Source organism: Nocardia sp. NBC_01009, from assembly GCF_045208035.1.
GTDB lineage: Bacteria > Actinomycetota > Actinomycetes > Mycobacteriales > Mycobacteriaceae > Nocardia.
The window spans coordinates 6573109-6587518 of sequence record NZ_CP108695.1 but is presented as its reverse complement, the minus strand read 5'-3'; the positions used below and the strand labels follow the sequence as shown (position 1 = coordinate 6587518).

General features: G+C 66.4%; 12 protein-coding genes and 1 pseudogene. 11 read left to right on the top strand and 2 right to left on the bottom strand.

The window, feature by feature from the left end:
- The first annotated feature begins 2 nt into the window (after nt 1-2).
- Nucleotides 3-530, top strand: coding sequence for a PH domain-containing protein (locus tag OHA42_RS29515; RefSeq protein ID WP_406231055.1), 528 nt, complete (start codon nt 3-5; stop codon nt 528-530).
- Nucleotides 531-742: 212 nt separating this feature from the next.
- On the opposite strand, the gene OHA42_RS29510 is transcribed toward OHA42_RS29515, so the two are convergent.
- A complete protein-coding gene (locus tag OHA42_RS29510; protein WP_406231054.1) occupies nt 743-2689 on the bottom strand; it encodes a gamma-glutamyltransferase family protein in 1947 nt (648 codons plus the stop codon).
- Between the two features lie 97 nt (nt 2690-2786).
- Between OHA42_RS29510 and OHA42_RS29505 the strand changes: the two are divergent.
- From OHA42_RS29505 to tpiA, 10 genes and pseudogenes are all read left to right on the top strand, one after another.
- Nucleotides 2787-3471: pseudogene (locus OHA42_RS29505) on the top strand (HAD family hydrolase).
- Between the two features lie 56 nt (nt 3472-3527).
- Complete coding sequence (locus tag OHA42_RS29500; protein WP_406231053.1) at nt 3528-4088, top strand: hypothetical protein; 561 nt, start codon at nt 3528-3530, stop codon at nt 4086-4088.
- 209 nt (nt 4089-4297) lie between these two features.
- A complete protein-coding gene (locus OHA42_RS29495) occupies nt 4298-4798 on the top strand; it encodes a hypothetical protein (RefSeq protein WP_406231052.1) in 501 nt (166 codons plus the stop codon).
- A gap of 88 nt (nt 4799-4886) precedes the next feature.
- The gene (gene uvrC / locus OHA42_RS29490) at nt 4887-6980 is read left to right on the top strand and encodes an excinuclease ABC subunit UvrC (RefSeq protein ID WP_406231051.1); all 2094 of its coding nucleotides are present in this window, start codon (nt 4887-4889) and stop codon (nt 6978-6980) included.
- A gap of 119 nt (nt 6981-7099) precedes the next feature.
- Complete coding sequence (rapZ, locus tag OHA42_RS29485; protein ID WP_406231050.1) at nt 7100-8083, top strand: RNase adapter RapZ; 984 nt, start codon at nt 7100-7102, stop codon at nt 8081-8083.
- Nucleotides 8080-9126: a uridine diphosphate-N-acetylglucosamine-binding protein YvcK gene (yvcK, locus tag OHA42_RS29480; RefSeq protein ID WP_328403002.1), complete on the top strand. Its 1047-nt coding sequence runs from the start codon at nt 8080-8082 to the stop codon at nt 9124-9126. The genes rapZ and yvcK overlap by 4 nt, the downstream gene beginning before the upstream one ends.
- Entirely contained in the window at nt 9117-10100 is a 984-nt protein-coding gene (gene whiA, locus OHA42_RS29475) for a DNA-binding protein WhiA (RefSeq protein ID WP_406231049.1), read from the top strand. Before yvcK ends, whiA begins: the two co-directional genes overlap by 10 nt.
- A 321-nt stretch (nt 10101-10421) precedes the next feature.
- Complete coding sequence (gap, locus tag OHA42_RS29470) at nt 10422-11441, top strand: type I glyceraldehyde-3-phosphate dehydrogenase (RefSeq protein WP_406231048.1); 1020 nt, start codon at nt 10422-10424, stop codon at nt 11439-11441.
- Between the two features lie 4 nt (nt 11442-11445).
- Nucleotides 11446-12660: a phosphoglycerate kinase gene (locus tag OHA42_RS29465; RefSeq protein WP_406231047.1), complete on the top strand. Its 1215-nt coding sequence runs from the start codon at nt 11446-11448 to the stop codon at nt 12658-12660.
- Nucleotides 12661-12662: 2 nt separating this feature from the next.
- Nucleotides 12663-13448, top strand: a complete 786-nt coding sequence (gene tpiA / locus OHA42_RS29460) for a triose-phosphate isomerase (RefSeq protein WP_406231046.1) — start codon at nt 12663-12665, stop codon at nt 13446-13448.
- 62 nt (nt 13449-13510) lie between these two features.
- On the opposite strand, the gene OHA42_RS29455 is transcribed toward tpiA, so the two are convergent.
- Complete coding sequence (locus OHA42_RS29455) at nt 13511-14290, bottom strand: META domain-containing protein (protein ID WP_406231045.1); 780 nt, start codon at nt 14288-14290, stop codon at nt 13511-13513.
- Nucleotides 14291-14410 lie beyond the last annotated feature (120 nt).

Below are 14410 nucleotides of genomic sequence, written 5' to 3'. Positions count from 1 at the left end.
CGATGCCAGTCGTCCGGATCTGGCGAAGGAAGCCCGGCACCGGGGCGGGCGCGCCCGCCGATTCGGCGGCGGGACAGGGTGACACCCCGGAGTGGGAGCTCGAGGTGCGCCCGCGTCGCGCGGTCCGCACCGCCTGGATCGTCGCGGTGCTGCTCGCCGCGTTCTTCATCGCGGGCGGCATCTGGTTACGCACCGGCTCGACTGGCGTCAACTTCCGCGCGGCCGACCAGTTGGCGATGATGGGCATCGGCCTGCTCGCGGCCGCCGCGGTGCTGTTGCTGACCAGGCCCCGGCTGCGCGCCGGTGCGCGCGGCGTCGCGGTCCGAAACATCCTCGGCGACACCGTGTTCCCCTGGGAGCACATCCGTGGTGTCTCCTTCCAGGACCGAAAGTCCTGGGCCCGCCTCGAACTGATCGACGACGACTATGTCCCGCTGCTCGCCATCCGCTCCAATGACAAAGAGCACGCGGCCCGTGCCCTGGATCGGCTCCGCGAGCTCGGCGTGAAGTACACCACCACCGCCGAATAGCACTGCCCACCACCTCAACTCGCCATCCTGCCGGTCGGCTGTGTTGGGTAAGTGACACATCATTACGGCAAACCGAGTGAGCGCTCCGCCACGGTGTGCTACTGGTCGGCAGGTATCAGGGGAAGGTGGGTGGCCGATTCGTGGGTGGACTGTGATGCCACCGAAGGCTGGTGTCCGAGCGGGGATGACATCCCGGCTCGGACACCAGGCGGTCAGTGCGTGTCGCCGAGAACAGCGCCTTCGCGGCGGGGGTCCGCACCGCCGATCCAGCCGTTCGTCCCGTCGCGCTGCAGGGCGCTCAGGCCACTGATCTGCGGAGCGACCGAGACCTGGTGGCCGAGTTCACGGAGCCGGAGCACCAGCGGGTCGTGATCGCCGTTGTCGGTGGCGTTGATGGCAGGGTGTTCGCCGCCGACATTGGTCGACGGGGTGTTGGCCGTGCCGAAGTCGACGCCCGAGACCGCCTGCTGTGGGTCGAGGCCCCAATCCAGCACCCCGATGAGGGACTTCAGCACGAACTGGATGATCACCGAACCACCGGGGGAGCCGACCACCTGGGTGAGCTCGCCGCGGGTGCCGTCGGCACCGCGATCGAAGACCAGGGTGGGGCTCATCGAACTGCGTGGGCGCTTGTTCGGCTGCACACGGTTGGCCACCGGCGCTCCGTCGGTGCCGAGCGGATCGGCGGAGAAATCGGTGAGCTGGTTATTGAGAACGAATCCATCGACCAGATGGAAGGAGCCGAACGCGGACTCCACCGTCGTCGTCATCGAGGCGGCATTGCCGTACTTGTCGACCACCGAGATGTGGCTGGTGCCGTGCTCGGGCGGCTGCGGGCCGACGCCGACCGGGACAGGGCCGAAATCGCCCGGCTGCGCGGTGCCCATGCTGTGGCCGGGGTTGATCAACGAGGAACGCTGCTTCAGATAGTCCTTGTTCAGCAGTGTCTGCGGTGAATTGCCGGGCAGCGGAATGAAATCCGTGTCGGCCACGTACTTGTTGCGGTCGGCGTAGGCGAGCCGCTCCGCCTCGGAGACGAGGTGCACCGCCTCGGCCTTCGGTTTGCCACCGTTGTGATCGATATTGTCCGGTCGCAGCGCGGCCAGGTCGAAGTTCTCCAGGATGCCGAGGGTGGCGGCGACGGCGATGCCACCGGAGGACGGGGCGGGCATTCCACAGATCTCATGGTTGCGGTAGCCGGTGCACAATGCGGTCCGCTTCTTGGGCTGGTACCCGGCCAGGTCGCTCGCGGTGATGAGGCCAGGAGTGCGGCCGCCCGTCGTCGAAGCGGTCGCGTCGACGATGTCGCGGGCAATGGCGCCGGTGTAGAACGCTTGCGCACCCTCGGAAGCGATGGCGCCCAACGCCTTCGCCATCGCCGGGTTGGCCAGGTTGGCGCCTGCGGGTTTGGCGGTGCCGTCGGGGTTGAGGAAGTACGCCTTCGAGGCCTCGTCGTTGGCGAGATCCTTGGCCGAATCCGCAATCTGACCCGCGAGCCGCGGGCTGATCGGGAAGCCCTGATCGGCCAACGACACCGCGGAATCGAACAGCTCGCGCCAACCGGTCTTACCGTGTTCCTGATGCGCGAGCTCCAGCATGCGCAGCACACCGGGGACGCCGATGGAGCGGCCGCTTGCCCGGGTGTTCGGTTTGGGTTCGGTCCGGTCGGTATCGCTGATCCAGCGCAGGTAGTTCTCGGTGGCGGCGGCGGGGGCGACCTCGCGCCCGTCGTAGGCGTCGACGGTTTTCGCCGCCGCGTCGTAGTAGAGCATGAACGAGCCGCCGCCGATTCCGGACGACTGCGGCTCGACCAAGCCGAGCACCGTTTGTGCGGTGATCAGTGCGTCGGCCGCAGTGCCCCCATTGTTCAGCACTTTGCAGGCCGCCTCGGTGGCGAGCGGATTCGCTGTCGCCACGGCGTACGAGCTGGTCCGGACCGCAGTCATATTGCTGCGATAACCGGACGCGCTCTCAGGGTTGGTGCTGATGTTCTGTGAGGTGGTGGCACCCGCCGTGGCGGGGGCGGCCGTCACCGGCGTCCCGTTCGGCACACTGGCGCATGCCGCGGCCTTGTCGCTGTCGGACGAACAACCTGTCACCAGTCCCACCGTGAGGACCAAGGCCGCGCCGGCCCCAGTCCAGATGTGTCGCACGCGCATTCACGGACTGTATCGCTCCGCTGCCGCCCGCAGCGCAGTTTTCCCCCGCCACTGGGAAGGTCATGAGAGGCCGATCACTGGCCGGTAGGCTGGCTCGGTGACGGTAGCGGCGGTGCTCTTCGACTTTTCCGGGACGCTGTTTCGGCTGGAGGATGACGAATCCTGGGCCGATGATTTGGTCGGCGAGGACGGGCAGCCGTTCGATATGCACGAAACGGCCGAGATCATGCGGCGCATGACAGCCCCTGTCGGTCAGTCCGTGCAGTTCGACGCCGAAGGTCAGATCGCCTGGGAGCAAAGGGATCTGGATCCACGGCAGCACCGAAAGGCCTACCTCGAGGTGCTGCGGCAGTTCGGGGTGCCGACCGTGCGGCAAGCGGAGCGGTTGTACGGCAGGCTCGTCGACCCCATCGTGGACGCCGTATCCCGATACCGAGGATGTTCTGAAAACGCTTGCGGCGCAACGCATTCCGGTCGGCTTGGTCAGCAATATCGCGTTCGATGTGCGCCCTACCTTCGCGGCAAGGGGCTGGGACCGGTTGGTCGACAGCTGCGTACTGTCCTTCGAGGTCGGTTCGGTCAAACCGGATCCACGTATCTTCCGAGCCGCGCTCGAGGAACTCGGCGTGCCCGCTGAGTCGGCGTTGATGGTCGGTGACAGCGCGGAGGCCGATGGCGGTGCGACTGCCCTCGGGTGTCGCTTCGCCCTCGTCGACCCCTTGCCGACGGTGGAACGTCCGGACGCACTGCTGCGAGTCCTGGAGCGGTACGAACTCGGCTGATTGCGCTATCGAATCGCGAACGTCGAGGCAGCGCGCAATAGCAATACTGTTCGATTGTGTCCTGTGTCACAGTGGTGAGCGATCGCGTCGTCTGGGCCGTCGTGCCGAATTACGGTGCGATCTGCGGGCCCGTCGGGGGTTCGCTGGTTTCCTCGTTGAAATGGGGGAGCGCCGTGTATGCGGACCCTGCTGCGGAGAATCATGCCATCGCGGTGGCCGCCCGAATGCTGGGCGGCATGCCCACGCAGGTCCGCGAGGCGCGTGAAGCCGCATGGGGCATGGCGGTATTCGGAATCGCCTATCCGGCAATCATGGGATCGACCATCGGTGCCGATGCGGCGCGGGCGGCCTCGATTCAATTCGTCTTCGGTTGGATATTGGGGCTCGTCGCCTGTGGATTCGCCGGTCGTTGGCAGTGGACGGGGGTCACCGCGATCATGTTGGCATTTCTGCAGTTTGTGGTCTGTGTGTGGGCGCGCAGCGATGTCATTCCACCCGTGCTCTGGATTGTGGCAGTTCTCTACTCTGCGGGTGTTTGCGCCGCTGTTGCCTGGTTGCTTCGGCGGCCCGTGGCGCAAGCCTGGTTTGTCGTGGGCGTCTCGCTTCCTGCGCGCTGAGCGAAGAGTTCGCGCGATTTATTCGATACGGAAGGGCACCGGCTCTGGCGTGGGAACATGTCGCGTGGGTCACATCGAGACGCAGACCAAATGTGGTTGTGGCCCTCGTCATAAGCATACTTACTCGATTGTAAGCAGGCCGATCATTCCGATAGCGTCCGATTTGCGCGTCTGTGAGGACGCGGCGCAAAGCTCGATGAGGAGTGATCGTGGTTTCGAATGTTGCTGTCGTGGACGAGCCGAAAGTCGTTCCGGCAGTCGGGGACTTGTCCAAGGTCCGCCGAATGGTCGATGCCAGCACCACGGTCCGTCATTTCTTCCGATTCGCCGTCGTCACGTCGAACATGCCCGATGCGGTGCGCAGGGTGCGCTTGGGGGCAGGGCTCCTGGTGGCTTTTACCCTTGGGCATTTCGTGCTCGGCCTGCTCGATAATGTTGAATCCGCAAGTGCTAGTTCGGCCGAGTTCTTTGCCAGCTGGGTGCTCGCCGCCAACGTCTTGATCTTCGGGCTCCGCGAACTCTGGGTCTGGGTGACCGCCATGATTCTGGCGAGTGTGCAGATCTTCATCGGACTTTTCACGATCATCTCCGGGCTGCCGTCTCAGGTCGGCGTCCTACCGGTCCTCGCGGTCATCGCAGGCGCTGCCGTGATCGTCGCGCTGCTGTTCCACTCCGCATCGACAGGATGGTTCTTCCGCAAGACGGCCTGATCGGCCCCTGTCTGTCCCGCAGGTTATCGCGCTGCCGGCGAGCGTCGGCCCCGATCGGCCTGTCGGACCCGCTCGATAGGCTTGATGGGTGGCAGATCCAGCGACGTACCGGCCCGCGCCCGGCACGATTCCCGTCGAACCCGGGGTGTACAAGTTCCGGGACTCCTACGGGCAGGTCATCTATGTCGGCAAGGCCAAGAGCCTGCGCAGCAGGCTGAACTCGTACTTCGCCGATGTCGCTTCGCTGCACCCACGGACGCGGCAGATGGTCACCACCGCCGCGAGCGTGGAGTGGACGGTCGTCTCCACCGAGGTCGAAGCGCTGCAGCTGGAATACAACTGGATCAAGGAATTCGATCCGCGCTTCAACGTCCGCTACCGCGACGACAAGTCGTATCCGGTGCTGGCGGTCACGCTCGACGAGGAGTACCCACGGCTGTTCGTCTATCGCGGCGCGCGCCGTAAGGGCGTGCGGTACTTCGGCCCATACGCGCACGCCTGGGCGATCCGCGAGACCCTCGACCTGCTGCTGCGCGTGTTCCCGGCACGCACCTGCTCCAACGGAGTCTTCAGGCGACACAACCAGATCGGCCGCCCCTGCCTGCTCGGCTACATCGACAAATGCGCGGCGCCGTGCATCGGCAGGGTGAGCGCCGAGGAGCACCGCGACATCGTCGACGACTTCTGCGACTTCCTGGCCGGGCGCACCGACCGCATGGTGCGGCAACTGGAACGCCGCATGCTCGACGCCGCCGAAGAGCTCGATTTCGAGACCGCCGCCCGGCTGCGTGACGATGTCCAGGCGCTGCGGAGGGCGCTGGAGAAGCAGGCCGTCGTGCTCGGCACCGGCACCGACGCCGACGTGATCGCCTTCGCCACCGACGAATTGGAGGCGGCGGTGCAGATCTTCCACGTCCGAGACGGCCGGGTTCGCGGCCAGCGCGGCTGGGTGGTCGACAAATCCGGCGACGCCATCGACGTACCGGAGGCCGGCGGCGAAATGGCGGCCCTGGTGGAGCAGTTCCTCACCCAGTTCTACGGCGAGCAGGTGGCACAGGTGGAACAGGGCGAGGACGAGCAGCCGGCGAACGTGGTGCCGCGCGAGGTGCTCGTTCCGCAATTGCCCGCCGACGCCGAGCAGATCCAGGAATGGCTGAGCAGGCTGCGCGGATCGGCGGTGCAGTTGCGGGTGCCGCAGCGCGGGGACAAGAAGGCGCTCGCCGAGACGGTACAGCGCAACGCGATGGAGGCGCTGGCTCAGCACAAGCTCAAGCGCGCAGGCGATCTGACATCGAGATCGCAAGCTCTGCAAGACATTCAGGACGCCCTCGATCTCGACAGTGCGCCGCTGCGCATCGAATGTGTAGATATCAGCCACGTACAGGGCACCGATGTGGTGGCCTCGCTGGTGGTCTTCGAAGACGGTCTGCCGCGCAAGTCCGAGTACCGCCACTATGCGATCAAGGAGGCCGCAGGCGATGGCCGCTCGGACGACGTCGGCAGCATCGCCGAGGTGACCCGTCGCAGGTTCCTCAAGCTACGCCGCGACCGCGACGCCGCCGAGCGCAGCGAACTGGACGGCCCGCCGGGCGTCGTCGCCGTCGCCGAACGCACCGAACTGGAGGTCACCGGGTCGGTCGCGGCTGTCGATGTGGAAACGACGGTCATCGACTTCGAATCCGACGACGCCGAACTCACCTCGCGACCCGGCATCGATCCACGCACCGGACGCCCGAAGAAGTTCGCCTACCCGCCGAACCTCTACGTCGTCGACGGCGGTGCACCCCAGGTCGCCGCCGCGGCCGAGGTGCTCGATGAGCTCGGTATCACCGATGTCGCGGTGATCGGCCTTGCCAAGCGGCTGGAGGAGGTGTGGGTGCCGGGGGAGAGTGACCCGGTGATCATGCCGCGCAACAGTGAGTCGCTGTATCTGCTGCAGCGGGTGCGCGACGAGGCGCACCGATTCGCGATCACCTTCCACCGCAGCAAGCGTTCGCGGCGGATGACCGCCTCCGCTCTCGACTCGGTGCGTGGCCTCGGCGCGGCGCGGCGGACCGCGTTGGTCACCCACTTCGGTTCGGTGGCCAAGTTGAAGGAGGCGACGGTCGAGCAGATCACGGAAGTGCCCGGCATCGGCGTGGCGACTGCCAAAGCGGTGCTCGCAGCGCTTCGGGAGGAGTAGTAAGGAACAGCGTCCTCGGAACCGCCGGAAGTTCCGTGCCGCCTACGTTGTGTGTCTGCGCCCGATACCCGAAGCGGTGCGGGATGATCGACAGGCACCTGAAACAGATCCGGTAGGACATGACACGCGTCGAATCGAACAACAGTGCGGGCAGTCCGCGGCCGACCGCTGGGCGGGCCGGCTCGGTGGATGCTGACGTCACGCCGGTCGAGGGGGGTTTGCGGGAGGTCGAGGCCGTCATCGTGACGGGCCTTTCCGGTGCGGGACGTGGCACCGCGGCCCGGGTGCTCGAGGATCTCGGCTGGTACGTCGCGGACAACCTGCCACCCGAGCTGATCGGGCGCATGGTCGAACTCGGCGCCTCCGCCGATCCGCCGATCCGCAGGCTGGCCCTGGTCATGGACGTGCGAAGCCGATTTTTCACCGGTGATCTCTCCGTCGTCACCGAGCAGTTGCGGGCCCGCGGCGTGCGGACGCGAGTGTTGTTCCTCGAGGCCTCCGACGACGTGTTGATCCGGCGCTTCGGTTTCGCCCGCAGACGTCACCCGCTGCAGAGCGAAAGCACCGATGGCACCCTTTCGGCGGGCATCGCCGCGGAACGGGTCCGCCTCTCCACCGTGAAAACCGCCGCCGACCTCGTCATCGATACCACCGAGCTGTCGGTCCACCAACTGCATCGCAAGCTGGAGGAGGCCTACGGTGGTGGCGCGCCCACCGCGCTGCAGGTGACCGTGCAATCCTTCGGGTTCAAGTACGGGGTTCCACTGGACGCGGACATGGTGTTGGATGTGCGTTTTCTACCTAATCCACATTGGATACCGGAACTTCGGGAACATTCGGGACAGGAGACCGTGGTCAGCGAGTACGTGCTGTCGCGCCCCGGCGCGGACGATTATCTGCGCACCTGCCACCACCTGGTCGACCTGACGACGAATGGTTACCGCCAAGAGGGGAAGCGATACATGACGGTGGCAGTGGGCTGCACCGGAGGTAAGCACCGCAGCGTGGCAATTGCGGAAGCGCTGGGCGAATTGATGAGCGCGGAGACCGGCGAATCCGCCGATGTCGTGCGGATCGTGCATCGGGATCTGGGGCGCGAATGACCGGGTGGGAATCGAATCCCGCCATCGTTGCTCTGGGTGGCGGGCACGGCCTGTATGCGACGCTGACGGCCGTGCGGCGGCTGACCACGAAGATCTGCGCCGTGGTAACCGTCGCCGACGACGGTGGCTCCTCGGGCCGACTGCGCGCGGAACTAGGCGTACCGCCGCCGGGTGACCTGCGGATGGCGCTTGCCGCGCTTGCCGCCGACAGCGACGACGTCTTGACGCGGACCATCCAGCATCGGTTCGGCGGCACCGGTGCACTGGCCGGACATTCGGTCGGAAACCTGATATTGGCCGGTCTCACCGAGGTGCTCGGTGATCCGGTGGCCGCGCTCGACGAGGTCGCGAAGATGTTGCGGGTCACCGGCAGAGTGCTGCCGATGTCGCCCATCGCGCTCGATATCGAAGCGGATGTCTCTGGGCTGGAAGCAGATCCGCGAGTGAGCCGCTGTATTCGCGGACAGGTTGCCATCGCGACGACACCGGGTAAGGTGCGGCGGGTGCGGCTGATACCGTCGGATCCGCCCGCGAGCCAGGAGGCGACCTCGGCCATCGAGCACGCGGATGTTGTTGTGCTCGGCCCCGGATCGTGGTTCACCAGTGTGATTCCGCACGTGCTCGTGCCCGAACTGCGCGACGCGCTGGTGTACACGAGAGCCAGAAAGGTGCTTGTGCTCAATCTCGCCGCCGAGCCGGGCGAGACGGCGGGGTTCTCCGCCGAGCGGCATCTGCATGTATTGTCCCAGCACGCACCGGAATTCGTGGTCGACGAGGTACTGGTCGATTCCGGGTCCGTGCCGGAAGGTCGCGAAAGAGAACATGTGGCCAGGGCTGCCGAACAATTGCGGGCGCGAGTAACCTTCTCCGATGTCGCCGAAGCGGGAACGGACCGGCATCACCCCGGAAAGCTTGCCGCCGCACTGGATCAGCTGATCCGGCAACCTCGGCCACACATGGCAGGGCTTCGAGTCGAGGGACGTCACATGGGTCAGGATGTGCGTTCCGGGTTGGGTGGAAAGGAGCGCGTCTCGTGGCGATGACAGCCGAAGTGAAGGACGAGCTGAGCAGGCTCACGGTCTCGCAGGTGAGTTCTCGCAAGGCGGAACTGTCGGCGCTGCTGCGGTTTGCGGGCGGCCTGCACATCGTCGGCGGGCGGGTGATCGTCGAGGCCGAGGTGGACATGGGTTCCATTGCGCGCAGGTTGCGCAGGGAGATCTTCGAGCTATACGGCTACGGCTCCGATGTGCACGTGCTCGGTGCGGGTGGTCTACGCAAAACCTCGCGCTATGTGGTGCGCGTGTCCAAGGAGGGCGAGGCGCTGGCCAGGCAGACCGGGCTGCTCGACGTGCGCGGGCGTCCGGTGCGCGGCCTGCCGGCCCAGGTGGTCGGCGGCAGCATCGGCGATGCCGAAGCGGCTTGGCGCGGAGCGTTTCTCGCGCACGGCTCGCTCACCGAGCCGGGTCGTTCCTCGGCTCTGGAGGTCAGCTGCCCCGGTCCGGAGGCGGCACTGGCATTGGTCGGCGCCGCACGGCGGCTCGGCATCACGGCGAAGGCACGCGAGGTGCGTGGCACCGATCGGGTCGTCGTCCGCGACGGCGAGGCGATCGGCGCGCTGCTGACCAGGATGGGCGCGCAGGACACCAGGCTCACCTGGGAGGAGCGCAGGATGCGCCGCGAGGTGCGTGCCACCGCGAACCGGCTGGCCAACTTCGACGACGCGAACCTGCGCCGCTCGGCTCGCGCCGCGGTCGCCGCCGCGGCCAGAGTGGAGCGTGCGTTGGACATCCTCGGCGACGAAGTGCCCGACCATCTCGCGGCCGCGGGCAAGCTGCGCGTTCTGCATCGCCAGGCGTCGCTGGAGGAGCTCGGCCAGCTGGCCGACCCGCCGATGACGAAAGATGCTGTGGCGGGCCGGATTCGGCGTCTGCTGTCGATGGCCGATCGGCGCGCCAAGGATTTGGGCGTGCCCGACACCGAATCGGCCGTCACCGCCGAGCTACTGGACGACGCCTGAGCCGTTTCGGCCGGACGATATGGTTTCGAACCCGCCGCAGACCCCGGTCTGCGGCGGGTTCGCAGTATCCGATCACTGTCGGTTCGTGCCGACCCGACCCGACCGCCAAGGAGCGAGTTTTACGAGTGATCGTTCGCGGCCCGTCTCGCGTCCGAGTGGCCGAAGTGCATGCGCCGAAGGCGCGAGTCTCGGCCGCTCGGACGCGAGACCAAGGGGGCCGCGAACACGCAGTGCCGTAGGCGCTGCAAATCCCACACAGCCCGGGCATTAGTGTGGTTATGGCATCGGAATGAATCCGCTTGAAAGCTGAGGAGCGATAACGTGACTGTCCGGGTAGGCATCAACGGCTTCGGTCGTATCGGACGTAACTTCTTCCGGGCGGTGGAGGCGCAGAAGGCGCTCGGCACCACCGACATCGAGATCGTCGCGGTCAACGACCTCACCGACAACGCGACCCTCGCGACCCTGCTCAAGTACGACTCGATCCTCGGCCGTCTGCCGCAGGACGTCTCGCTGGACGGCGACGACACCATCGTGGTCGGCGAGCAGCGGATCAAGGCACTGGCCATCAAGGAGGGCCCGGCCGCCCTGCCGTGGGGTGACCTGGGCGTCGACGTCGTCGTCGAGTCCACCGGCATCTTCACCGACGCGACCAAGGCCAAGGGCCACATCGCCGCCGGCGCCAAGAAGGTCATCATCTCCGCGCCCGCCAAGGGTGAGGACCTGACCGTCGTCATGGGCGTCAACGACGACAAGTACGACGGCAGCCAGAACATCATCTCCAACGCCTCGTGCACCACCAACTGCCTCGGCCCACTGGCAAAGGTGCTGAACGACAGCTTCGGTATCGAGCGTGGTCTGATGACCACCATTCACGCCTACACGCAGGACCAGAACCTGCAGGACGGCCCGCACAGCGACCTGCGTCGCGCCCGCGCCGCCGCGCTGAACATCGTGCCCACCGGCACCGGCGCGGCCAAGGCTATCGGCCTGGTGCTCCCCGAGCTCAACGGCAAGCTCGACGGCTACGCGCTGCGTGTTCCGGTCCCGACGGGCTCGGTCACCGACCTCACCGTGAAGCTGACCAAGTCGGCCTCCGTCGAGGAGATCAACGCCGCGTACCAGGCGGCCGCCGAAGGTGCGCTGAAGGGCTTCCTGAAGTACAACGTGGACCCGATCGTGTCCAGCGACATCGTCACCGACCCGCACTCCTGCATCTACGATGCGCCGCTGACCAAGGTCATCGACGATCAGGTGAAGGTCGTCGGCTGGTACGACAACGAGTGGGGCTACTCCAACCGCCTCGCCGACCTCATCGGTCTCGTCGGCAAGTCGCTCTGACGCGATGGCAGTCAAGACACTCCAGGATCTCCTGAGCGAGGGTGTCGAGGGTCGGGGCGTGCTCGTGCGCTCCGACCTGAACGTTCCCCTCGACGACAACGGCCAGATCACCGATCCGGGCCGCATCATCGCCTCGGTCCCCACCATCAAGGCGCTGGTCGAGGCCGGCGCCAAGGTGGTCGTCACGGCGCACCTCGGCCGCCCCAAGGGCGAGCCGGATCCGAAGTTCTCGCTGGCTCCGGTCGCGGTGCAGCTGGCGGAGCTGCTCGGCCGCAATGTCCAGCTCGCCGGTGACGTCGTCGGCTACGACGCGCTGTCGCGCTCGGAGGGCCTCACCGACGGTGATGTGCTGCTGCTGGAGAACGTGCGCTTCGATCCGCGTGAGACCAGCAAAGATGACGCCGAGCGGGCCAAGCTCGCCGCGGCTCTGGTCGAGCTGGTCGGCGACGACGGTGCGTTCGTCTCCGACGGTTTCGGTGTCGTGCATCGCAAGCAGGCCTCGGTCTACGACGTCGCGAAGCTGCTTCCGCACTACGCGGGCACGCTGGTCGCCGCCGAGGTCGAGGTGCTCGCGAAGCTGACCGAGAACGCCGAGCGTCCGTACGCGGTTGTGCTCGGTGGCTCGAAGGTCTCCGACAAGCTCGCTGTCATCGAGGCGCTCGCGCCGAAGGTCGACACGCTGGTCATCGGTGGCGGTATGTGCTTCACCTTCCTTGCCGCACAAGGACTCCCGGTGGGGGCCTCGCTGCTGCAGGAGGAGATGATCGATACCTGCAAGGGTCTGCTCGAGCGCTACGCCGATGTGATCCACCTGCCGCGTGACATCGTCGTCGCGAACAAGTTCGCCGCCGACGCGGACTCGAAGGTCGTTGCGGCCCACGAGATTCCGGAGGGTTGGCTGGGTCTGGACATCGGCCCCGATTCGGTGAGCCGGTTCGCGGCGCTGCTGACCGAGGCGCGCACCGTCTTCTGGAACGGCCCGATGGGTGTGTTCGAGTTCGAGAAGTTCGAGGCAGGCACCCGCGGTGTCGCCGAGTCGATCGTGACCGCAACCGGCAAGGGTGCGTTCACTGTTGTCGGCGGCGGTGATTCGGCCGCGGCTGTGCGGGCGCTCGGGCTGCCCGAGGACGGTTTCTCGCATATCTCCACCGGCGGCGGCGCGTCGCTGGAATACCTGGAGGGTAAGGAACTTCCGGGCATCGCGGTTCTGGAGGACTGACCATGGCGCGCAAGCCGCTCATCGCGGGCAACTGGAAGATGAACCTCAATCACCTCGAGGCCATCGCTCTGGTGCAGAAGATCGCATTCGCGTTGCCGGAGAAGTACTTCGCCAAGGTCGACGTCACCGTGGTCCCGCCGTTCACCGATCTGCGCAGCGTGCAGACCCTGGTGGAGGGCGACAAGCTGCTGCTCACCTACGGTGCGCAGGACGTGTCCATGCGCGACGAAGGCGCGTACACCGGCGAGATCAGCGGATCCATGCTGGCCAAACTGGGGTGCACCTACGTGGTCGTCGGGCACTCGGAGCGTCGGCAGTACCACCTGGAGGACGACGCCACCGTGCTCGCCAAGGCGAAGCAGGCGCTGAAGTACGGGATCACGCCGATCGTCTGCATCGGTGAGGGCCTGAACATCCGCGAGGCGGGCACACACGTCGAGTACAACCTCGAGCAGTTGCGTGGATCGCTGAAAGGTCTATCGGCCGAACAGATTTCGAAGGTCGTCATCGCCTACGAGCCGGTCTGGGCCATCGGGACCGGCAAAGTCGCCACGCCTGCCGACGCGCAGCAAGTGTGCGGCGCGATCCGTGCCGAGCTGGCCGAGCTGGCCAACCCGGAGGTCGCCGCGGGCGTGCGGGTGCTCTACGGCGGTTCGGTGAACGCCAAGAACGTCGGTGAGCTCGTCTCACAGACGGATATCGACGGCGCACTGGTCGGCGGCGCTTCGCTCAAGGGTGATGAGTTCGCCACCCTGTCGGCGATCGCCGCGGGCGGCCCACTGCCGTAAGCGTTTTCGTGACGACGAGCCGGGCATCGACATGATGCCCGGCTCGTCGTCATTCGATGGCCCTATACGGCGCGCAAGGTCAGGCCGTCGCCCTTGTCGTTTCGCAGGGTGAGGGCGTCCGCGTCGATGGTGGCGGTGGTCTTGCCGTCGAGGGCCCCGAGGACGGCGGTCTCGACCTCCATCACCTCGGGTGAACACATCATCCTGGTGCTGGCGACCTGGAAGGTGACCTCGGCGCCTGTGATGGTGGCGTTGCCGGTCAGCCGGTTGCAGCCGCCGCTTCCGGAGACGGCACCGTCGGGGGCGATGGTGAGGGTCGGTTTCACCTCGTCGATGGTCTGCGATCGGGTCCTGGCGTCGGGGGTGATGATCTCGGTGACGATCCAGGTGGTGCCGGTCAGCGGCTTGTCGGGTTGGGCGACCTTCTTGTCGAGCAGGTGCACGGTCGAGTTGGTGCCGTGCAGGGTGAGTTCGGTGTTGTCCAACTGCCAGCCAGGCGACGAGTTCAGCAGGTTCGTGAGCCATTCGTCGGCGCCATCGCGGTCACCCGAGCAGGCCATGAGGGTGCCGGACAGGGTGGATACCTGCAGCTTGTGGTCGTCGAGGACGACCGCGCCGCTGTAGGTGTTGCAACCCGCGGCGGCCGAGATCCGATCGGCTGCGAACGTGAGCGTCAGCGGGCCGTCACCCGGGATGGGCGCACCTTCGACATCGGTGGAGATGTAGGTGTGGCCCATCGGGGTCGGCGCATGCTCTGGAGATTTCTCCGAGTCGCTTGTGCAGGCAGCCGCCCACAATGTGAGCAAGAGAATCGGACCGAAACGCATGAAGTTTGCCGACATGTTGCGATCCTACCGACGTTGCCGTACCGAAACCGGCATTCTCGACCCCGACCGGCTCGCCGATGCGGTCCGACGTCCGCTCGCGGTCACTGCGCCCTGAAGCGGCAGGCGCGTCATTGG